The organism is Photobacterium swingsii, assembly GCF_024346715.1.
GTDB lineage: Bacteria > Pseudomonadota > Gammaproteobacteria > Enterobacterales > Vibrionaceae > Photobacterium > Photobacterium swingsii.
On record NZ_AP024852.1, the window covers coordinates 2,152,397 to 2,174,915 of the forward strand.

Here is a 22,519-nt window from a genome sequence, read left to right on the forward strand (position 1 = left end):
AACGAAATTTGCTGCTCGCAATTGTTATTTTTGTGAAAATCTCTAAAATTACGCCATCGCGAATACTCAATATACGAGTATGCCCCATTCAGTCTTACAGCACTGACGCTGTAACAGACGCAGTAAAGGAAACATCATGATTCAAGTTGTTGGTCACAAGAACCCTGACAGTGATAGCATTTGTTCTGCACTTGTTGGTGCTGAACTACTTAAAGCTCGCGGCCTAGAAGCGAAAGCTGTTCGTCAAGGCGAATTAAACCGTGAAACTCAGCACATCCTAAAAACTGCTGGTGTTGATCAACCAGAAATGTGTACTGGCGTTGCTGGCGAAAAAGTATGGTTAGTTGATTACTCTGACCTAGCACAAGCACCAGACGATATCGCTGATGCTGAAATCGTAGGTATTGTTGATCACCACCGCCTAGGTGACGTGATGACAGTTAACCCACTTGAAGCATGGATCTGGCCTGTTGGTTGTACTTGTACCATCATGTTCAACCTATTCAAGATGGAAGAAACTGAAATCACTCGTGAACTTGCAACACTAATGATGTCTGCAATTCTAAGTGACACAGTAGGCTTTGCTTCTCCAACTTGTACTCAAAAAGATAAAGATGCAGTAGCTGAACTCGCACCACTAGCGGGTGTTGAAGATCTTGACCTATTCATCAAAGAGCTTCTAATCGCTAAAACTGACATCCAAGGTCTTTCTGCTGCAGAACTCGTAGAAAAAGATCTTAAAGCATACCCATTCAACGAGCGTAACGTTGTTGTTGGCCAAATCGAACTAGCAACACTAGAGCAAGTTGATGCCATGATCGAAGAGCTAAACGCTGATCTACAACGTCGTTGCGACGAAGAAGGTCTTGCAATGGCTGCTCTTATGCTTACAGACATCACAACAAGCACAACTCGCCTACTTTACAAAGGTGAGTGGAATGCGACTTTAGATACACACGCTAAAGATGGCATGCTAATGATGGAAAACACGCTAAGCCGTAAAAAACAAGGCTGGCCGTGGCTACAAACAGTACTTGCTTAATCTGCAAGCTGTTTTAAAAACAAGATTAAAAAGGAGCACATTGTGCTCCTTTTTGTTTGGGTGTAATTCATCCGAAATACAAGTGTGCGTCGGGATGACTATGCTGTATTTGAGTTTTGAATCAACCCAGCAAAATGGGTAACAAATTCGCGCCCAACCACTTTACCTTCGCGGTAATCGACCTCAAGATCATCTTTATCGCTCAATAACGCACGACTTTTCAAACCTTTCTCTGGTGCAATTTGGATCACTTGCAGACCTTCTGGCACATTTGCCAAAAAATCACACTGCTCACGATAACTTTGGTAATACTGCGTCAGCATCTCTACCACATCCGCATTTTTACCTTTACCTGTAAGCTTTAAGAAACGCTCCATATTGTTATGAGCCAGCCATTTCCAGCTACCATTATTGGTTTTGGTTAACCGTTTATCTTTATGGTTTTGCAAAAACAATTTCACTTTATCGGGTAAATGCGCATTAGTGCTCAAGGCATCTGAGAAGTCAGCATCTTGCTGAACACTGTCTTCATCATCAAGCCTTTGCTTCCATTGTTGGAATCGCTGTGACAAATCTGAATGTGCTGCGCGTAATTTACCAATCGAGGGATTTCGGTTAATTTTTTCGATGTAACCTGGAATAGACTGTTCAATTTTATCACGCCAGTCATCAAATAAATCATCCCATTCATCATGCTCTTCAACAGGCTCGGTGCGTATCACTATGACTAAATCCGCACCTCGTCGCCATGCTTCTTGCACTGGAACAGCAGCACTAACACCACCGTCTACCCACTCTAAATCGTTAATGTTGACAGGCTGGTTATAAAGGACTGGAATCGCACAAGATGCTCTTAATACATCTTTCCAATCCTCATCAAACATAGGTAAATAGATATCTTCTAACGTATCTTTTCGTGTAGCAGAGGCTAACGCGACACGATTAGACAACACAGCTTTGGCTTTATGAATATCAAGAGGTAACGAGCCTGACGGCGAGACACATTGAAGCGCCCAATCTAAATCCATCGGTTTTTGCTGACTCAGATACTTATACAAGTTAAAGAAATCATCCTGAGTCGTGTAGTTAACGATAAAATCGTAACCAAAACGTGGTTGCCGACTGATGTAGGATGAAAGATTAAGTGCACCTGCTGAGGTTCCAATATAGAGGTCAAAAGGGTCAAAACCCGCCTCCAAGAAAGAGTCAAATACACCAGCAGTAAAAATACCGCGCTGTCCACCGCCCTGTACAACCAAAGCAATTTTTTTGTATTCAATGCCCGCGAGTTGACCAGAGATTTGATTTACAACTTGTAAATCAGATTGTTTCAAACTAAATGATAAGCGATTTGTCATATCCAAACACACACAGTGCTATCAGAGGCTAAGTTAGCAATATATCATCAATTGTTGAATAAAGAAGGAACGAGACACCATCAATGTCTCGTTATTAAGCAGAGTCACTTGGGGCATTTTATTTACGCTATCCTTGCTAAGCAGTCACCGAAATGAAAGAGAATGTCATGATCATGCCTAATGCTGCAACTACTGCAAAAAGTGCTAGTTTTAAATCGGTATCCATATCTAATCCCCTATACTGCGCAATGTTTTAACATATTTGTAACCCCAGTTTAGGCGCAGATCAAGTTTAAGCGTGAATTATATGCGAGAAGTGCAGATAGCTGTCACAATATCGCTACAAACACATACTAAATTAAGGGCATATCAATGCGGTTCGTCTCTCGTTTTATTTCTTTTGGTTTATTATCTTGCTTAACCATTCCTTCTTTCGCCCATGCCGAGAATATCTACGTTACCCCTACGATTGGCTACAGCTATTCAGGCTCAATCAATAACGATTCCGGTAATAAGGTGTCAGTCAACAATAGCGCTAACTACAACATTGCAATTGAGACAGATCTCGAACCAGGTCGAGTTGGTATCTTTGTTAGCCACCAAAATACCGATGCAAAAGACCTCGCTGGAGAAACTCAATTTACCTACCTCCATTTTCAGAGTTCACTACGGTTTCAGCCAACCCAACAACTAGAAAGCTATTTCGGTGCCAGCCTAGGGGGGACTTTTGCTAATGCGTCATGGACTGAGAAAGAAGTCTTTTTCTCTGGTGGTTTATTTGGTGGCGCTGAATATGAACTGAGTAGAAATGCAAAGATCGTGCTAGAGGGAAGATGGCTCGGCAATGTTGTAAAAAGCAACACCACGGTAGCCTGCACGCTTCCATCAGGCAATGAAACCTGCATCGTTTCTATAGATTCAGAACTATTTAGCCAGTTCCAAACTAACCTTGGGCTACAGTTTTCATTCTGATTTAAGTGAATAATTTTTCAGTTGGCTGAAAATATCACCCTTTTTGTAGCAAAATACAGTCTCATACTGGTTTCTGGTGGTTTTACAGCCAATAATCCTCATCGTGAAAATAAAATATATCACTACAGCTGAAGCCAAATGCAGTGATATACACCAATATAAATAATTCTCCTTGTTAGCCTAACCGCGCTCACTCCTCACAGCAAAAGTTAACACCAACACACACGGGTGTTAACAAACTTACACTCTATTGCTTTACATTTTTTCTCTCGTTACTCTCGATATATCAACACGGTTTAACAAACCAAAAACTGTGTCGCGAAATGGAAATTCTTAGCATTTTTCTCTAGCTTTTATTTAACGAATAGAGAATAGCAGTACAAAAGGAGTTGTTTATGAAACGAGAACAATGGGGCTCACGCGCTGGATTCATTCTTGCGGCGGTAGGCTCTGCCATAGGTTTAGGAAACATCTGGCGTTTCCCATACATGGCTTACGAAAACGGCGGTGGCGCATTTTTTATCCCTTACCTTTTTGCCATGCTTTCTGCCGGTATCCCTTTCATGATCATGGAATTTAGTCTGGGCCATAAGCTCCGTGGTGCAGCTCCACGTGCTTTCGCCAGACTAGGTGGAAAATTAGAGTGGCTTGGTTGGTTCCAAGTATTTATCGCAGCAATCATTGCAGTTTATTACGTCGCTATTATCGGCTGGGCAATTTCCTACTTAGGTTACTCATTCACACAGAGCTGGGGAGCTGACACTAATGCCTTCTTCTTTAGCGAATACCTACAGCTTGGTGACAACTCGCCAAGTAACTTAGGTAGCCTACAGCTGCACATTGCAATTCCTATGGTGCTAGCTTGGGGGATTACATTTGCCGCTATATTTACTGGCGTAAAAGGTGGTATCGAGCGCGCGTCTAAAATCATGATGCCGCTACTTTTCCTAATGGTTGTGGGTCTGATTGGTCGCGTATTATTCCTACCCGGTGCCATGGATGGACTAAACTACCTGTTCCAACCAGATTTCAGCAAAATACTTGATGCTAAAGTATGGTCTGCCGCTTACGGCCAGATCTTCTTTACCCTAAGTGTCGGCTTTGCAATTATGATTGCTTACTCTAGCTACTTACCTGAAAAATCAGACATCAACAATAATGCTTTCATGACAGTATTAATTAACTGTGGTTTCTCTATCACAGCCGGTGTACTGATCTTTGGGGTTCTTGGTTATATGGCACAAGAGCAAGCCAAACCCCTTACGGAAGTTGTATCGGCTGGTGTTGGCTTAGCCTTTGTGACAATCCCAGCAGCAATAAACTTACTACCAGCACCTTATATTCTTGGGCCATTGTTCTTCTTTGCATTAGTTGTTGCAGGCCTAAGTTCACATATTTCAATCATTGAAGCGGTTACATCAGCCATTATCGACAAACTAAATTGGAGCCGTAAAAAAGCGGCATCGGTAGTGTGCGGTACAGGTTTTGTGGTATCCCTTGCGTTTGCAACCAACGGCGGGCTATTACTCCTTGATTTGGTCGACTACTTTATTAACAACGTTGCACTACTAACAAGTTGCTTGATTGAGCTAATTGTTATCGCGTGGCTATTTAAGATTTCGGATGTACGTGAGTATGTGAACAAAATCTCTGAGTTCAGCATAGGCAAATGGTTTGAGATTTGTCTTCGCTTCCTAAGCCCAGCAATGCTTGCGATCATTCTAGCAACCAACCTAGTGAATACATTCACCGATGGTTACGGTGGTTACGCGACCTCAGATCTATTAATGCTTGGTTGGGGCCTAGTTGCTGCAATGTTTATCGTCGCCGTTGTTATCAATGTGACATCTAAACCCGTCATTCAAAAGGAGGCTTAATATGACTACAGGTGCAATTATCATGATGCTATTTGGCCTTGGGATCACGTGGGGAGGCGCAGCTTACTGCATCTCTGTCGCGATGAAGAAGAACGGATAGCTGTTAGCATAAACACATCAATTAAAGAGGCTCATATCGAGCCTCTTTTTGATTCTGTTTTTATTTGCTACGCAACACGAATACTCACTAAATAAAGGCGAGTCTCAATAGTGTTGATCAATAAAAAGCATCAAAGACTGAGTTTAATTGGTATCCAACTCAGGAAGTATTTCGTAGCTACTTGCTAGTCAATGCTCGCAGAAATTCACACTTGTTATGCCAAACCTGTATCATTTTGGTAAAGAATCCTTTTCCTTCTGACAATCAAGCTATTACAATCCAATAAATGCCAAACATATGCACCTATCACTTATGTCTGGTTAATAATAACAATGACTTTCTCAAGGATTGGCAATGAAGTTACCTGCTCTACTACTCTCTTTAGCCTTACTACCTACCAGTGCAATGGCTGCCAGTGACACCTGTGTTAGCAACAAATACCATCAGTATATTGATGCATCGCTATCATGGTACGAAAGCCTCGTTGCGCTGTCCGTCAAAAAAGACGAGAACCTAAAAGAAGTTGGACAATGGTTTTTAGACGGTCGCAAGCATCACTTTGAACTAAATCGTCAAGCTTTTGATTGGTTCTTGAAAAATGATCAGTCTCGTCTCGATTTCTCACAATCAGTCGAATCATGGTTAAAACTCTCACAGCAAGACGTTAAAACTATTTCCCAGCAAGACGACGAGTTAGGTAAGTTTGCGAAGCAAGCGTTTGATGATCGTCAAAGTAAGCCCCACCCTAAAAATTATGAGTTACGCAGTGCATTCGCCGATTTACTTTCACACCCTGGTGATATTGAAAAGCCATTAAATGCTTATAATGAAAAAATCACCAAAATTGAAAATATCGAATGTAAATAACTGATCCAACAAGCTCGCAACCCCGTATAATTGTCATATACCGTTTGTATTCTTACGCGCAATGAGGATACAAACGTATTTGGGCATGAAGCCCTCATATTGTGATAACAAGGATGTGGTAATGAAAGGCTATTCACTTCTCTGCCTAGCAGTGATCTCGGCATCAAGTTATGCTGGAAGACCTAATCAAGACTGGGATCCCGGTTTTGGCGGTGAAATATCCGTTGTTACTGGGTATACACGTTCAACCTCTCAGTTTAATACTGATAACAAAACGCTCTCTTCACCAAACCAAAAAGCCACGACGCAAGATAGTTTTCTGATTGCACCAATCGGTACACTGGATTACACCTTCCAGTCAGCAGACCAGCAAATATTCTTCGGTACTCGTCGGTCTGATATCGCACTTGGCCGTTTCCATCTTGAATTAGGCTACCGTCAAAAGTTTGAAGACACAGGCATATTTAGTTTCAGCTTTGTACCTGGATTATTGAAGCAAAAAACATGGGCTGATCCCTTTATCCTGAATGAGGAACGTGAAGAAACCAAAGTTAAAACCCGCGCACTGCGTCTAACCGCAGAAAAGATTATGGGCTCAAACTTTTCTGGTGAACTGGCGGTAGGCCATCAAAGTTACGACGATGAGAAAAGCGGGTTTGCCAACTTCACTCCCCAAGAGCAAACCTTGCTCAATCGAGAAGCCAATATACTGTTTGCACAAGGCTCCTATAGTCAGTTTGTTGGACGAGGAATGATGCTACGGGGTGCACTGAATTACACGCGTATCAACAGTGAAGGTGAAGCAATGGCGCACACTATCTATGGTGGCGAAGCCAGTATTATTCAATTGCTCCGTTCATCCAGTTTTGCCTTCACTGTAAGTTATGATCACGCGACATTCGATACTATAAATCCAGTGTTTAACCAAGAGCAAAAAGATGACCGTTGGGGAGCCTTTTTAGCCTACGAGTATCGACAACCATTTGGATGGCAAAATTGGTCTGCAATTTCTCTAATTGGCTATAACCAATCACAATCCAATATTACCTTCTATGACGAAGACAGTTTATTGGCAACAGTAGGTTTAAATTATAAATTTTGACCAAATAACAAGCATATTTGCCACAATTACCCCCAAACAGCCTATTAATGGAAAATAAGTTTTGTGGGAGATTGTGGCTAATATGTTATAAGTAAGGAAATTTTTTTAGTTAGAAAGCGTATGGTAGTGGATAACCGACAAGCAGACGCATCGTTAGCGTCGATGCATCGCATTTTTACAGTGCCTGAAGCACCCGATTCGACGCTAGGTGCCATTGAGCTAGATATATCTCAAAACCTCAATGAATTTCTACGTCATCATATAGCGGCAGTAGAAAAACCTTTAGCTGAAATAGAGAAGGATTTCTCAAGCGCTGATATTCCTGAAACACCGAGTTTTGTTTCCGATCACACCCAATTTTTATTAGACAAGCTAGTCGCGCAATCAGTACATACCTCTGCGCCTAGCTTTATTGGCCATATGACATCGGCATTGCCCTATTTCTTAATGCCACTATCAAAAATCATGATTGGTCTGAACCAAAACTTGGTGAAAATTGAGACCTCTAAAGCCTTTACTCCCTTAGAGCGCCAAGTTCTCGGTATGATGCATAACTTAATTTATGATCAGGCCGATGATTTTTATGCGCAATGGATGCACAGTGCTAATCACTCATTGGGCTCTTTCTGCTCTGGGGGCACGATTGCAAACATCACAGCCCTTTGGGTTGCGCGCAATAACGTATTAAAAGCAGATGGTGAATTTCGCGGTGTAGCACAAGAAGGGCTATTTCGCGCAATGAAGCATTATGGCTATGAAGATTTAGCCATCTTAGTTTCAGAACGCGGTCATTACTCGCTAAAAAAAGCGGCTGATGTACTAGGCATAGGTCGAGATTGTGTTATTCCAATTAAGACCGATGAAAACAACCGTATTTGTACTGATGACCTAAAGCAGACATTGTCTGAGCTTGAGGCAAAGCGCATCAAACCCATTGCGATTATTGGTGTAGCGGGTACAACAGAAACTGGCAATATTGATCCACTTGAAGAGCTCGCCGCCATTGCTGAAGCGCATCAATGTCATTTCCACGTTGATGCCGCATGGGGTGGCGCAACACTGATGTCGAATAAATACCGACATTTATTAAAAGGGATTGAACGTGCAGACTCTGTGACCATAGATGCCCACAAACAACTCTATGTGCCTATGGGTGCAGGTATGGTTATTTTCAAAAACCCCGCCTCAATGACCTCTATCGAGCACCATGCGGAATACATATTGCGTAAAGGCTCAAAAGATTTAGGCAGCCATACACTGGAAGGGTCACGTAGCGGCATGGCTATGCTGTTATTTGCTAGCTTAAATATTATCAGTCGACCAGGCTATGAATTGCTAATCAATGGAAGCATCGAAAAGGCGCAATACTTTGCTGATTTGATAAAGCAACAAGCGGATTTCGAATTAGTGACCGAGCCCGAGTTATGCTTACTCACCTACCGCTATGTCCCAGAAGCAACGCAGCAAGCTTTACTACTAGCCACTGATGATGAGCGCGAAACATTACTCGAAGCTCTGAATGATCTAACCCAGTTTATCCAAAAACGTCAGCGCGAATCAGGTAAATCGTTCGTATCTCGGACCCGTATTCATCCAAAACAATGGCAACGTAAAATCACCACAGTATTTCGCGTTGTTCTTGCTAATCCACTCACCAGCCATGAGATACTCCAGAGTGTCCTTAAAGAGCAAAGAGAACTCGCTAAAGAGAGTGAATTAAGCTTACCTGCTATCCATACTCTGACTCAGCAGATCCTCAAACGCACTAAATAAGCTATCTATTATGGTATTTCTCAAGCATCTATCAGGCATACTGATAGGTGTTTGCTGCTTTTATATACGAACAAACCTAAAAAAAATTTAAAAATTTATTTACCCGCTGAATCGTTCGGCTATTTTTTCAGCGTTTTTCCTTCACACTTACTCATTAAATGACTACGAGCGATAAATCATCGCTATCATTTTCATCAAAATCTATCACAACCAAATGAGATCAAGCTCTCATCGCGATGCAAAAATAAACAGCTTTTGCATCAATAACATACAAATAAGATCTGTATCACACTTCAAGCGCGTTAATAACACGTAATATAAATTGATCGTTATCAATAAAAGTGCTGATAAGCGCGCACAAAAAAGCCGTTATACACTGTATAACGGCTCAAATATGAAAACTTATGTCATTTTCAGCAACAGCAAATCAATAGCTTGCATGCTGAAATAAACAACAGTTAATCACCTGCAAACATGTAACCTTCTCCGTGAACTGTCACAAAGATTTGTGGGTTTTTCGGATCGGCTTCCATCTTAGAACGCATGCGACGAATCAGTACATCAATAGTACGATCATTCGGTGCTTCTACGCGGTGACTCAACATATTCAAGATACGATCTCGGCTTAACACAACGTTTGGATGAGATGAAAAAGCAACTAATAATTCATATTCTGCTTTCGTTAATTTAACAGGAACGCCGTTATGGGTTAATGCACGTTTATTGATATCAAATTGCCATTCACCGAAACGAATAATGCTGTCTTCTTGCAATTCGACAACAGCTTCATCGCGTGCCTTTTCGACCAGAGAGATGCGCCACAGCAGGTTTTTAACACGAACAAGCAGCTCACGTAACTCAAAAGGCTTAGTTACATAATCGTCAGCACCCATCTCTAGTCCAACGATTCGATCAATGCTATCGGTACGGCCAGTAACTAGAATAATGCCGACTTCTGAGCGACTACGTAGCTCACGCGTTAACATTAATCCGTCTTCACCCGGCAAGTTAATATCAAGCATTACAAGGTCAATTTTTTCGCTAGCCATAATGTCACGCATTTGCGCGCCACTCTCTGCTTGGCTCACCTTGTAACCTTCATTTTCAAAGTAACCCACAAGCTTCGTTCGGGTCACAATCTCGTCTTCTACAACAAGTACGTGATGACTCATTTCTATCTCTTTTCTAATTATTTGGCTGTTTTTAATACGGTAGCACAACAGTCGGTTATTAACAATTTGTCATAAATCTGCCTTAACTGTTAATCCCTACCCTTATCCTTATTCACATCGTGGTTTTAAGATTAAACCATAAAAATTTATACGTCACTGCTACTTACAGTGACATCATTCTTTAATGGAATCATCCACTATGAAAAAACTTTGGCAAAAGTTGATCAAACCTAGCAGCAAGCTTTCTATTCTTGCACTGGTTTTGATCGGTATCGGTATCACCCTTGCGGGCACCTTCGTGGTACACAAAGGCTTCGAGGTTACTTCAACTATCGAGTTCTGTACTTCGTGCCACACCATGGAGCAAAACTACGAAGAGTACAAAGAGTCTGTTCACTTCAAAAATGCTTCAGGTGTTCAAGCAGTATGTACTGATTGTCACCAGCCAAAAGATTTCCCTGGTAAGGTATTCCGTAAACTGGAAGCAGCAAAAGATCTATACCACCACTTCGTTACAGGCAAAATCGATACGCCTGAGAAGTTTGAAGAAAACCGCTTAGAAATGGCGCAAGCTGTTTGGGCACGTATGAGCGGCCAACAATCTAAAACATGTAAGAGCTGCCACTCGTACGACGATATGGATCACAGCAAGCAATCTGCTAAAGCTGCGATGGAAATGAAGAAAGCTGCGGCTGAAAACATGAACTGTATCGAATGTCACAAAGGTATTGCACACGAATTACCAAACATGGCTGGCGGCTTCCAAAAAGATTTTGAAACCCTACAAGCAACAGCCAACAGCCAAGGTGCAACTGCTGAGAAACTGTATTCTCTTGGTGAAAAAGATCTATACGCAACAGCTGATGCATCAGGTAAAGCAGAAGGTAAACTACTTCCTGCTTCTGAAGTAACGGTTCTTGAACGTAAAGACGATATGGTTAAAGTTCAGATCGACGGTTGGTTAGAAAAAGCGGGTAAAGGCCGTGTAATGACTGAGTACATGGGTAAACGTGTATTCAAAGCAACTATCCGTGGTGACGTTAAAGCAACTGAGCAAGTAATTGAAGAGAAGACCGACTCTGCGACTGACATCGTATGGCAACACGTTTCTGTTCAAGCATGGGTAACAAGCGCTGATCTTATCGACAACATTCAGCCAATCTGGAACTACGCAGAAGGTATGTACGCATCGACTTGTAACGCATGTCACGCGGCTCCAGACCCAGCTCACTTCACTGCTAACGGTTGGATCTCTGGCCTGAATGCAATGAGCGCTTACTACCGTCTAAGCAAAACTGAAGAACGTACCCTACTTAAGTATCTTCAAAACCACGGTAAAGACACTGGCGGCGCTGGCGCACACTAATTCCCGATAGGCGGAAGGTATCCCTTCCGCCACATCCACAGAATTTAAAATAATTAAAGGATTCTCCAATTATGGCGACTCAAATTCTAAACAAAGGCATCTCACGCCGTCGTTTCCTTTCGGGAATGGTTGCAGCGAGTGCGGCATCAGTAGTAGGTACAAGCCTACTTGCACCACGCAACGCAATGGCTGCAACTGAATCACAAGCTAAATTCACAGGCGACGTACTGTCTGGTTCACACTGGGGTGCATTCCGCGCTAAAGTTGTTGACGGTGTTTGGGTAAGTACTACTCCTTTCGAAAAGGACAACCACCCTACTCACATGATCGATGGCGTACGTGAAGTGGTTTACAACCCTGCACGTGTTAAATACCCAATGGTACGTATCGACTGGCTAAAACACGGCTACAAGTCTGATACAACGCAACGTGGTGACAACCGCTTTGTACGTGTGCCATGGTCTCAAGCGCTTGATTTCTTCTACCACGAAATGGAACGTGTTCAGAACAACTTCGGCCCTAGCGCACTGTACGCTGGTCACACAGGTTGGCAGTCTGTAGGTAAACTGCACTCTGCAGGTACTATGATGAGCCGTGCTGTTAGCCTACACGGTACTTACCTAGGTAAAATGGGTGACTACTCAACAGGTGCTGCGCAAGTAATCCTTCCTTACGTTGCTGGTGCAATGGAAGTATACGAGCAACAAACATCTTGGCCGCTAGTGCTTGAGCACTCAGACACTATCGTTATCTGGGGTTCTGACCCAATTAAAAACCTACAAGTAGGTTGGTTAGTTCCAGATCACAGCCCGTACGCGTACTACCAGCAACTTGCTGAGAAAGTGAAAAACAAAGAAATTAAAGTTATTCACGTTGACCCAGTACGCTCAGAAACAATGAAGTATGTTGGTGGTGAGCAGGTTCCTGTTAACCCACAAACTGACCTTCCGTTGATGCTTGCTGTTGCGCACACTCTGTATACTGAAAACCTATACAACAAAGAGTTCATCGCTGACTACACAACAGGCTTCAAGAAGTTCACACCTTACCTAATGGGTGAGACTGACGGTGTAGAGAAAACACCTGAGTGGGCTGAAAAAATCTGTGGCATTAAAGCTGATGACATCCGTGCTCTTGCACGTCAAATGGCTTCTGGCCGTACACAAATCATCGGTGGCTGGTGTCTACAACGTATGCAACACGGTGAGCAATACGCGTGGATGCTAGTTGTTGTTGCTGCAATGCTTGGTCAAATCGGTCTACCTGGTGGTGGTTTCGGTTTCGGCTGGCACTACAATGATGCAGGTTCTATTACGTCTAACGGCCCACTAATGTCTGGCTTTAGCGGCGTAACTGGCGTTGACCCAATCCACAACGGTTCATACAACGGCTACTCAACGTACATCCCTGTTGCACGTTTCGTAGACTGTATCGACAACCCGGGTAAAACTATCCAATGGAACGGTCACGACATTAAGTTCCCAGAAATGAAGATGGCTATCTTCTGTGGTAACAACCCGTTCCACCACCACCAAGATCGTAACAAGATGATCAAGGCGTGGCGTAAACTGGAAACTGTTGTCTCTATCGACCACCAGTGGACAGCAACATGTCGTTTTGCTGATATCGTACTACCAGCAACCACAACCCATGAGCGTGATGACATCGAGCAATACGGTAACCACTCAAACGCAGGTATCATCGCACTTCCTAAAGTGGTTGAACCAATGTTTGAAGCGAAAGATGACTTCGAAATGTTCCGTGAACTATGTCGTCGTTACGACCGTGAAGAAGCATTCACTGGCGGTAAAACGCAAATGGAATGGATTGAAGAAATCTACAATGGCGCACGTCTACAAGGCCGTGGCCTAGGTGTTCGTATGCCTAACTTCAAGAAATTCTGGGAAGGTGAAGGTTTCATCGACTTCCCTGCTGGTAACGAGTGGGTACGTCACGAATCATTCCGTAAAGAACCGGATCTAGAGCCTCTAGGTACTGCTTCTGGTCTGATCGAAATCTACTGTAAGACTATTGCAGATATGGGTTACGATGACTGTCAAGGTCACCCAATGTGGTTTGAAAAGAAAGAACGTAGCCACGGCGGTCCTCGTTCTGACGCATTCCCACTGCACTTACAGAGCTGTCACCCGAACCACCGTCTGCACTCGCAGCTATGTTCTTCAACAGAACTACGTGCGACTTACGCAGTAGCGGATCGCGAGCCTATCTACATCAATACTAAAGATGCAGAAGCGCGTGGTATTAAATCTGGTGACGTAGTACGTGTATTCAACGACCGTGGCCAAGTGCTTGCTGGTGCCGTTGTTACAGACGATTACTCTCAAGGTGTTTGTCGTATCGAAGAAGGTGCATGGTACAGCCCGCTTGAAGGTGGTAAGCCAGGTACTATTTGTACATACGGTGATCCAAACGTACTAACGCAAGATATTGGTTCTTCTAAACTTGCACAGGCAACGTCAGCGCACTCAGCGATCGTTAACATCGAGAAGTACACTGGTGTTGTTCCTGCTGTAACTGGCTTCCACGGCCCGACAGAAGTAACAGATATCGATCCTCTATTCCCTGCTATGAAAGCATAATACAGGTGACGTGTGGCTCTTTATGGGCCACACAGACTTGATGAAGGTAGCTTGAATGAGCTACCTTTATTTTTCTAACGAAAATCTATTCACATACAAGGCGTTACCACAAGCCTTAACAACAAATACTGTATGTGAATATGTTTTCCTAAATAAGCCCTCCTCTTATGAGCTTGTTTAAAACCGTCTTGGAGTAACCATGCAAGAACTGATTGCCTTCAACGAACAACGTGCTGAAATTTACTGGTGGATGTCTTCACTACTGGCACGCGAACTAACGAACGAAGATTTAGAGCAATATTACGGTGGCGAGATGTACACCTTCTTGTCTGGCCTTGGCATGACAGATGAGCTTAAAGCACCTGTAGAGGCCTTCCGTGAAGCCATTACGCGCGTACAAGGCCGTGAAGATGCACAACTAGAGCTTGCTGCTGATTTCTGTGGCTTATTCCTTAGTACACCTAAATCTGGCGCCTTACCGTATGCATCTATGTACATTGGTGAATCAGGTCTACTCAATGATAAACCAGCACAAGAAATGAATGCCTTATTTGGTAAATACGATATTGCACAGCGTAAAGAGTTTAATGAACCTGCTGATCACATTGCGATCGAATTAGACTTTCTTGGTAACTTAATCATTCTGGCTAATCAGCAAGATGATGAAGAAAAACACGAAGAAGCAATGCAAACTCAACTAAGCTTCATTAATGAGCATTTAATGACTTGGTTACCGCTATTCGTTAAAGAATGTAATACACGTGACAAATTCGGCTTCTATGCTGCTGCTGTTAACTTGTTACTTGCGTTTTGCCAACTTGATGTGGCATTCCTGCAAGGCGAAGAATAACCCCGAATAATAAGTCCTCGCGACTAACAAAGCGATTTCACCAATCGCTGATAGTGAAATCACTGATCGTAGTAATCACTGACTTTAACTATCAAGGCTATGTCGCGACACTATCTCCTTTGCTGGCAATCGGATTGCCAGCTTTTTTCGCCAACCTATCACCCATAGCTAAAACAATTAACGCTCCGCTTTTCCTCTCTTGCCAATTCATCAATCAAAAACAACTCTTTAGCATTGTTCAGTTAGCAGTCAGCCAAACTTACATTACACTGACAAAGCCTGTATCAGAATCCGTCATTTTACCTACACGCCATTATTCGCTATGAACATTGAACTATACAGATGAGATCTCACTCACCATCTATATAAGTGTTCAGGCTGTAAACTTACTCAAACAACAATAATAGGTAATACAATGACTGACTCTCATACCTTTACTGCGCGTTTCATAAAATCAATCTGTACTGCCCTACTTATCGCCGCTTCAGCCATTAGCTTACAAGCAACTGCAAGCCCAGTATCAACAGATTCCTACACCGAACAGCAACGCATAGCGAATAAAGTGGGGGTTATCCAGCAAGAATTAGCTGCAATTAAGCAAGAAACTCTGCAAGCAAACCCTAAGTTACGTCAGCAACAATTAGAGTTCGAAAAAGCATTCGAAGCCAAAGCAGAGCAAGTGGGCTACGACCCCGATGCTTTTATGGCTAAAGCCAAAGAAATTCAAGATGAATTACGAGCAGCAGGCACTACACAAGAACAGCAAGCTAAGCTGATAAAAGAATTTAGCCATGCCAAATCCGTTTTAGCTAAACAACGAGAAACGATAATGAGCGATGAAGCGTTAATGGATAAGGAAGAAGATCTACGCAAAGCAACCTACATCGCCATGACCAAGCATGATCCTAAAACCAAAGAATTATTCGGTAACTTAGATCAACTACTAAAACAAATGCAGTAATAGGTTATTCATTCGAATGCTACTTGTTATTGAAAAACAAAAAAGCCCACATCGACCTTACTCGATGTGGGCTTTTACTTGTCTAATCGTTAAGGTGAGAAGACACAATTAAGTAAGATAAATTAAATCTCTACCGCTTGATTCGCTTTTAAACGCTGCATACCTTTGCTGATTTTGATAAACCAAAAACAAATAGCAGCCAAAGAAATCCCAGCTCCAATGTAAGGAATAGCATGGCGGATCATATCTAAAATATCGCTGTGTACCCAATACTCAGCACCTGCAACCATGCCACTGGTTGTTGCAGCAGTTACACCTAACACCACAAAAAAAGTAAAGAATAAGAAGAATGTTTTGATGATGGTGTAGTAGTGGCTGTAGGTAACTTCATCAGTACCTTTATTCATTTGATATGCAGAATAAATAATGGCAACAATGCCTGAAATCATCAGAGTAAATGGCGTAAGAAAAGTTGCAATATAAGCAAACCAAACGCCTTGTCTTTTCGTATCTGTCGTCATGCTTTTAGTCCAAAGTAAGCAGCAATGAATCCCATAATTATCACACTATTTTTGTGGATTTCAAGAATTTATAAGCTATATCTCAAGGATTTAATTCAAGCACAGACACATTTAGTGTTAACTGTTACCATGAATCTGTAGATACCCTTTCTAGCTCACAAGGATAGTGACGAATGGCTTCAACAAAACAATACCTTGCACGTAATCCGTGGATAATATCTATTGTGATTTTAGTCATAATAGGTGTGTGGTTAATCAGTGGCATGTTTGGGCCGCAAGAAACACCACCCGCCCACACAGCATCACAAGGCACAAGTCAGCAAAGTGCTCCACTAGCAAAAGTAGCCGTTAGCACAGTAACGGCCCAGCCCATTACACGTACAATTGCTTTATATGGACGAACAGCTCCCGACAGAAAGGCAACGTTAGGTGCAGAAGTGGCAGGGAACGTCGAACAACTCCTTATTCGCAAAGGTCAGTTTGTCAAAAAAGGACAAGCCATAGTCCAACTCAATAAGGCTGACCGTGAATTACAGCTTCAGCGTGCACTCGCCTTACTGTCAGTCCGAAGTAAAGAGTTCAATGCCGCAAAATCATTGCGTGAACGCGGATTACAGGGTGAAGTCGCACTGACCAAAGCACAAGCCAGTCTAGTCGAAGCCAAGGCTACGGTTAAAAATCTAGAGCTTGCTTTAAGTAATACCACAATCACCGCCCCTTTTGATGGCATAGTGAACATTCTTCATGTAGAGCAAGGTGATTATCTAGGTGTTGGCGACCCTGTCGCTAATGTTGTCGACTTAGATCCTCTGGTAATCACTGCCGATGTAAGTGAGCGCCATATCCAAAGTATTCATCACGGCCAAAAGGCCCAAGTCATCTTATCGACAGGGTTAACACTGGATGCAAAACTACGCTATAAAGCCAGTATTGCATCAGAAACCACCAATACATTCCCTATTGAATTAGAAGTATCCAACCCTGATTCAGCACTCGCGGCAGGTATTAGTGCCGAGGTAGATTTAATTCTTGATAGCCAATCAGCAATCAAAGTCACTCCTTCCATGTTGGCATTGGATGAAATTGGCAACTTAGGGATCAAAACATTAGTGGCAGATAATAAGGTAGCCTTCGCACCCATTGCGATTGTTAAAGTCGAACCAGATGGCGTGTGGCTTGGTGGTTTAGGTGAACAAGTCAATGTCATCACCGTCGGGCAAGGTTTTGTACGTAACGGTGACACTGTTATCCCTGTAGAAACCGCCTCTATAAACAATTCACCCTCCAACGACGTGCCTGATACTAAGACACCAGTCAACCCTAAGCAAACGGGCGGTGAATAATGTTTGGGATAATTGAAGCGGCGCTTAGCCGTTCACGCACTGTTATTACGCTGTTGGTACTGATCTTGATTGCAGGGGCGGCGATGTATCGCGCCATTCCTAAAGAGTCAAATCCAGATATTACTATTCCTATTATTTATGTCTCTGTTTCACACCAAGGTATAAGCCCTGAAGATGCTGAGCGTCTATTAGTTCGCCCGCTAGAGAAAGAACTGCAATCGATTGAAGGCGTAAAGGAGATGACCGCCACAGCTTCCGAAGGCCACGCATCGGTCGTATTGGAGTTTAATGCGGGTTCAAATTTGGAAAGCGCACTCACTGATGTGCGTGAAGCTGTAGACATCGCCAAAGTAAAGCTACCTGATGACAGTGATGAACCGACGGTTAATGAAATAACACTGGCAGGTGAAGAGCCCGTTCTCTCTATGGTGTTGTACGGCACAGTGCCTGAACGCACCTCGATTCAAATAGCGCGCCAGCTGCAAGACAAACTGGAAAGCTACCGCCAGATACTGGAGGTTGAGATCGCCGGTGATCGTGAAGATGTGGTTGAGATCCTCGTTGAACCTTTGCTCATGGAAAGCTATGGCTTGGATCAAAATGATGTTTTTAACTTAGTCTCTCGTAATAACCGTGTGGTTGCTGCTGGCTTTATCGACAGCGGTTATGGCCGATTTTCTGTAAAAGTTCCATCAGTCTTTGATTCGCTCAAAGATATTCTAGAGCTGCCGATCAAAGTCGATGGCAGTAAAGTTGTTACCTTTGGTGATATAGCAACTGTTCGTCGTGCCTTTCGTGACGCTAGCAGTTTTGCTCGGCTTAATGGTCAACCCGCCGTAGTATTAGATGTAAAAAAACGCGCAGGTGAAAACATTATAGAAACGGTAGAAATTGTTAAAGCCGTTATCGCTGAAGCGCAGAAATTACCCGAGTGGCCCGATAATTTATTGGTCGAATACACACTCGATGGCTCCAAAGATGTTCAGATGATGCTGAATGATCTTCAAAACAATATCCTTTCTGCAATTATCTTAGTTGTCGTGGTGATTATCGCCATACTGGGTTCACGTACTGCCCTGCTTGTTGGGATCTCAATTCCAGGTTCATTTCTTACCGGATTATTGGTTCTAGCTATTAGTGGGTTAACCGTGAATATCATCGTCCTTTTCTCGCTCATCATGGCTGTTGGCATGCTGGTTGATGGCGCTATCGTGGTCACTGAGTATGCTGAAAGGCGTATGCAGGAAAACATCCCACGTAAACAAGCTTATCGAGAAGCAGCAAGACGAATGGCATGGCCTATCACGGCCTCAACCGCAACAACATTGGCCGCATTTGGCCCGCTACTGTTCTGGCCAGATACCACTGGCGAATTCATGCGCTATCTCCCCCTCACTCTCATCGCTACCTTAACGGCCTCGCTCGTAATGGCACTGATTTTTGTGCCGGTGCTCGGTAGCGTGATTGGTAAGCCTCAATACACTAGCCCGACAGTCCAAAAACGTAAGATAGCCGTGGAAAATGGGGACTTTTCACAAGCTGTTGGTCTCACCAAGCTGTATTTAAATAGCCTTGCCATTGCGATTAAGCATCCGTTGAAAATACTACTATCAGCCTTTATTTTAGCGGGCGTGATTGGCTACAGCTACAGCGTGGCTGGCTTAGGCGCAGTGTTTTTTCCAGAAGTCGATCCGCCTCATTTCACTTTGAAAGCGCGATCTCATGGCGATCTGTCGATCTATGAAAAAGATGCGCTGATGAAAAACATTGAAGCCCGCGTAATGAATACGGAGGGCATCAATAGTATTTACACCAAGACAGGTGGCGATGATGAGATTGGTCGTATTCAATTTAATCCACTTGATTGGCAATATCGCCCACCGATCAGCGAGATCATTACCAACCTACGTGAAAAAACCAAAGATCTTGCAGGTGTCGAATTAGAGTTTAAATTCCCTGAAGCGGGTCCCCCTAACGAGCATGATCTGATCATTGAAATTACCGCTCGTGATAGCGATGAAATGGCACCAGCCGTTACTGCTGTCCGTCAATGGTTAGAGTCTCAGCCTGCATTTACCAATATTTCGGATACAGGCAACAAACCCGGTATCGATTGGGAAATAAAGATCAACCGTGATGATGCGGCACGCTTTGGAGCAGATGCAACGCTAGTAGGTAATACGGTTCAGTTCGTAACAAACGGCTTAAAAATTGGTGAGTACCTGCCTGATGATACCGATGATGAAGTAGATATCTTAGTGCGTTACCCTAAAACTGAACGTGATATTGGTCGCTTCGATGAATTGCGTGTCAAAACTCAGTACGGCTTAATCCCTATGACTAACTTTGCTGAAGTTAAGCCCTCTCCAAAACAAAACAGCATCCATCACATAGGCGGCAAGCGCGTACTTGAAGTGAAAGCCGACATGGCAACAGGCTACAACTTGAGCCTAGAATTGCCCAAAGTCGAAGCTGCATTAGCAGCCTTACCGCTAGGAAAAAGCGTACAAGTTGAACTCCGTGGGCAAAATGAAGAGCAAGATAACTCATCTAAATTCTTACAATCGGCTTTCTTAGTCGCGCTGGCCGTGATGGGGTTAATCTTAGTCACCCAATTTAATAGCTTCTACCAAGCCTTATTAATTTTGAGTGCAGTGCTGTTTTCAACTGCAGGAGTATTCCTTGGCTTACTGATCTTCCAGCGACCATTTGGCATCGTGATGTCAGGCATCGGGGTAATTGCATTGGCTGGTATTGTAGTGAACAACAATATTGTATTAATTGATACTTATAACCAGCTGCGTAAAAAAGGCTACGATAAAGTTACCGCTATCATGCACACAGGAGCTCAACGCTTACGTCCAGTTCTACTGACGACAATCACAACTATTCTAGGCTTAATGCCCATGGTGCTCGAAATGAATATTGATCTTATCAATCGCAAAATCGAGTTTGGAGCACCCAGTACCCAATGGTGGTCTCAGTTAGCCACAGCCATAGCCGGTGGATTAGCCTTTGCAACTGTTTTGACACTCATTCTAACACCTTGCTTATTGATGCTAGGCCGAGATAAGGGCAAACACCTATCACCCCAGCGCACAAGTAACAACATGCTCACCATAAACAATCATCCACCAGCAGGCGGTGCAAGTTCTGTTAACAATGAAGTCATCCAACCTAAAGATGCAGCACCCAATAAACACTTGGATACTGAACTAACATAGAGTCCCTATAACTAAAAAAGCCAGCATTACATATGCTGGCTTTTTCTTTTCACACTTTGTCTTTTAAAGCGATGGACTGAAGTATTACAACTCTTCTGTCGGTGTTTCCACTTCACTGCCATCTTTAATGCGGCGGTGGCCTTCAGTCAGATGTACAAAATCAACCAAATCGTCACTTGAGACCTGAAATGCTTGACCAAAGCCTTTAACAAACAAACCTTGAGTTGGTGCAAGACGGAACATGGTAAAATCTTCAAGACCACTTAAACCATCAACAATGTCGCCAAACCGTGCTTTCAAGCCCGCAACAGCAGCTAGCCAAGAATCACTCTGACGCTCAACCACGGATACATCCGCTTCAAATGTTAAACGCTTACGTGCATACAAGGTTTTTGACGTTGCTTCATCTTCAATCATCATTAAGGATACTTGTGGATTCTCAAGTAGATTGCGTGCATGGCGAGCGATTTGGCTAATAAGCACATAATAACCATCCTCCAATAATGCAAATGGTGCATAGCTTACATTTGGTTTGCCGTTTGCATCTACCGTTGCAAGCTGTAACGTTTGGCAAGCCTCACGAAACTCTTTAATTTCTGGGCCTAAACGATTCTGTAAGCGCTCTTGTTTTACTTGATTCATCCTTTTCTCCTAATAATTATTATCGATCCAGCAGCCCTATTGTGCTTATCGATATCGCGGCTGACTTAAATATCAATGCCATAACATTCATTTGGCTTTGGTATTACGCGATCGTGCTAGGTACTGCTGGTTTTGATTCACTACGTGATAAATAAGTTCACAGCACCAAGCTGAAAACTTATTTCACATTTTCGTTATACGTATTGTTGTTTTAAGGCTTTAAATTTTTCTATTTGCTCTGGGAACAGCTGACGTTTTTTATCTCGACCTAGGTAAACTTTAAAGACACACTCGCCTTGCTCAGCGAAAAAACCAATAAAGTAACTTTCTTGGCCCATAAATTCTTTACTGACCAAAGCAATATTAGTCACAAGATCTAAACGAAGGTGACCATGCAGTTCGCCTTCTTTGCCCATTAAGTTGTAGTAGCCACGAGCTTCTTTACCTTTAGGGAAAGGGGCTTTCACTTCAAAAATGGAACCCATGGAATGGACAATGCTCGTTACTGGTCCCCATGATGGTAAATCTTCTAAAATGGCTTTAGCATGCTCACCGGCGATGCTTACAACCAATTCATCAGGGAAGGCAAAAACCACTTCACCTTCAGTAAGGTTCAATTGCTGAGCAATCGCACCTGCATGTAGTTTTGGATCAGCGCTTAAAATTTCACTTACCTGAGATTTCACGTTTTCAAATGTTGAAGATGCGTACACAGCGTTCTCTCTATATATCGTTATTGGATTCATAGG

19 protein-coding genes are annotated in these 22,519 nt (G+C 43.1%); 13 read left to right on the forward strand and 6 right to left on the reverse strand.

Annotated elements, in window-relative coordinates:
• The first annotated feature begins 136 nt into the window (after positions 1-136).
• Positions 137-1,042 (forward strand): manganese-dependent inorganic pyrophosphatase, encoded by a 906-nt coding sequence (locus tag OCU77_RS10010; RefSeq protein ID WP_048898532.1) that lies wholly within the window; start codon positions 137-139, stop codon positions 1,040-1,042.
• Between the two features lie 98 nt (positions 1,043-1,140).
• Here the strand turns inward: OCU77_RS10010 and OCU77_RS10015 are convergent, their stop codons facing one another.
• The gene (locus tag OCU77_RS10015; protein WP_048898531.1) at positions 1,141-2,400 is read right to left on the reverse strand and encodes a patatin-like phospholipase family protein; all 1,260 of its coding nucleotides are present in this window, start codon (positions 2,398-2,400) and stop codon (positions 1,141-1,143) included.
• Between the two features lie 136 nt (positions 2,401-2,536).
• Positions 2,537-2,626, reverse strand: a complete 90-nt coding sequence (gene cydH, locus OCU77_RS10020) for a cytochrome bd-I oxidase subunit CydH (protein WP_107302475.1) — start codon at positions 2,624-2,626, stop codon at positions 2,537-2,539.
• 146 nt (positions 2,627-2,772) lie between these two features.
• Between cydH and OCU77_RS10025 the strand changes: the two genes are divergently transcribed.
• From OCU77_RS10025 to panP, 6 genes are all read left to right on the forward strand, one after another.
• Positions 2,773-3,372 (forward strand): hypothetical protein, encoded by a 600-nt coding sequence (locus OCU77_RS10025; protein WP_053111800.1) that lies wholly within the window; start codon positions 2,773-2,775, stop codon positions 3,370-3,372.
• A 395-nt stretch (positions 3,373-3,767) separates the two neighbouring features.
• On the forward strand, positions 3,768-5,249 hold the full coding sequence (locus tag OCU77_RS10030) for a sodium-dependent transporter (RefSeq protein WP_048898530.1): 1,482 nt from the start codon (positions 3,768-3,770) through the stop codon (positions 5,247-5,249).
• 1 nt (position 5,250) lies between these two features.
• On the forward strand, positions 5,251-5,349 hold the full coding sequence (locus OCU77_RS10035) for a MetS family NSS transporter small subunit (protein ID WP_107302476.1): 99 nt from the start codon (positions 5,251-5,253) through the stop codon (positions 5,347-5,349).
• A 354-nt stretch (positions 5,350-5,703) separates the two neighbouring features.
• A complete protein-coding gene (locus OCU77_RS10040; protein ID WP_048898529.1) occupies positions 5,704-6,216 on the forward strand; it encodes a hypothetical protein in 513 nt (170 codons plus the stop codon).
• 121 nt (positions 6,217-6,337) lie between these two features.
• A complete protein-coding gene (locus OCU77_RS10045) occupies positions 6,338-7,318 on the forward strand; it encodes a DUF2860 domain-containing protein (protein ID WP_048898528.1) in 981 nt (326 codons plus the stop codon).
• 120 nt (positions 7,319-7,438) lie between these two features.
• Positions 7,439-9,091, forward strand: coding sequence for a pyridoxal-dependent aspartate 1-decarboxylase PanP (gene panP / locus OCU77_RS10050; protein ID WP_048898527.1), 1,653 nt, complete (start codon positions 7,439-7,441; stop codon positions 9,089-9,091).
• A 458-nt stretch (positions 9,092-9,549) separates the two neighbouring features.
• Here the strand turns inward: panP and torR are convergent, their stop codons facing one another.
• Positions 9,550-10,263, reverse strand: coding sequence for a two-component system response regulator TorR (gene torR / locus OCU77_RS10055; RefSeq protein WP_048898526.1), 714 nt, complete (start codon positions 10,261-10,263; stop codon positions 9,550-9,552).
• A 199-nt stretch (positions 10,264-10,462) separates the two neighbouring features.
• Between torR and torC the strand changes: the two genes are divergently transcribed.
• The 4 genes from torC to OCU77_RS10075 all read left to right on the forward strand — a co-directional run bounded on the left by torC (position 10,463) and on the right by OCU77_RS10075 (position 16,040).
• Positions 10,463-11,629: a pentaheme c-type cytochrome TorC gene (torC, locus tag OCU77_RS10060; protein WP_048898525.1), complete on the forward strand. Its 1,167-nt coding sequence runs from the start codon at positions 10,463-10,465 to the stop codon at positions 11,627-11,629.
• 71 nt (positions 11,630-11,700) lie between these two features.
• The gene (gene torA / locus OCU77_RS10065) at positions 11,701-14,229 is read left to right on the forward strand and encodes a trimethylamine-N-oxide reductase TorA (RefSeq protein WP_107302477.1); all 2,529 of its coding nucleotides are present in this window, start codon (positions 11,701-11,703) and stop codon (positions 14,227-14,229) included.
• Between the two features lie 199 nt (positions 14,230-14,428).
• Positions 14,429-15,079 (forward strand): molecular chaperone TorD, encoded by a 651-nt coding sequence (torD, locus tag OCU77_RS10070; RefSeq protein WP_048898524.1) that lies wholly within the window; start codon positions 14,429-14,431, stop codon positions 15,077-15,079.
• A gap of 415 nt (positions 15,080-15,494) precedes the next feature.
• Positions 15,495-16,040 carry a hypothetical protein gene (locus tag OCU77_RS10075; RefSeq protein WP_048898523.1) on the forward strand — a complete coding sequence of 182 codons (546 nt, stop codon included), beginning with the start codon at positions 15,495-15,497 and terminating at the stop codon, positions 16,038-16,040.
• A 122-nt stretch (positions 16,041-16,162) separates the two neighbouring features.
• On the opposite strand, the gene OCU77_RS10080 is transcribed toward OCU77_RS10075, so the two are convergent.
• The gene (locus OCU77_RS10080) at positions 16,163-16,561 is read right to left on the reverse strand and encodes a hypothetical protein (RefSeq protein ID WP_048898522.1); all 399 of its coding nucleotides are present in this window, start codon (positions 16,559-16,561) and stop codon (positions 16,163-16,165) included.
• Positions 16,562-16,734: 173 nt separating this feature from the next.
• Here OCU77_RS10080 and OCU77_RS10085 point away from each other — a divergent pair, with 173 nt between their 5' ends.
• Complete coding sequence (locus OCU77_RS10085) at positions 16,735-17,904, forward strand: efflux RND transporter periplasmic adaptor subunit (protein WP_084711771.1); 1,170 nt, start codon at positions 16,735-16,737, stop codon at positions 17,902-17,904.
• Complete coding sequence (locus OCU77_RS10090; protein ID WP_084711770.1) at positions 17,904-21,128, forward strand: efflux RND transporter permease subunit; 3,225 nt, start codon at positions 17,904-17,906, stop codon at positions 21,126-21,128. The genes OCU77_RS10085 and OCU77_RS10090 overlap by 1 nt, the downstream gene beginning before the upstream one ends.
• A gap of 84 nt (positions 21,129-21,212) precedes the next feature.
• On the opposite strand, the gene hutZ is transcribed toward OCU77_RS10090, so the two are convergent.
• Positions 21,213-21,770 (reverse strand): heme utilization protein HutZ, encoded by a 558-nt coding sequence (gene hutZ, locus OCU77_RS10095; RefSeq protein WP_048898521.1) that lies wholly within the window; start codon positions 21,768-21,770, stop codon positions 21,213-21,215.
• A gap of 194 nt (positions 21,771-21,964) precedes the next feature.
• Complete coding sequence (gene hutX / locus OCU77_RS10100; RefSeq protein ID WP_048898520.1) at positions 21,965-22,483, reverse strand: heme utilization cystosolic carrier protein HutX; 519 nt, start codon at positions 22,481-22,483, stop codon at positions 21,965-21,967.
• Positions 22,484-22,519: the final 36 nt, after the last annotated feature.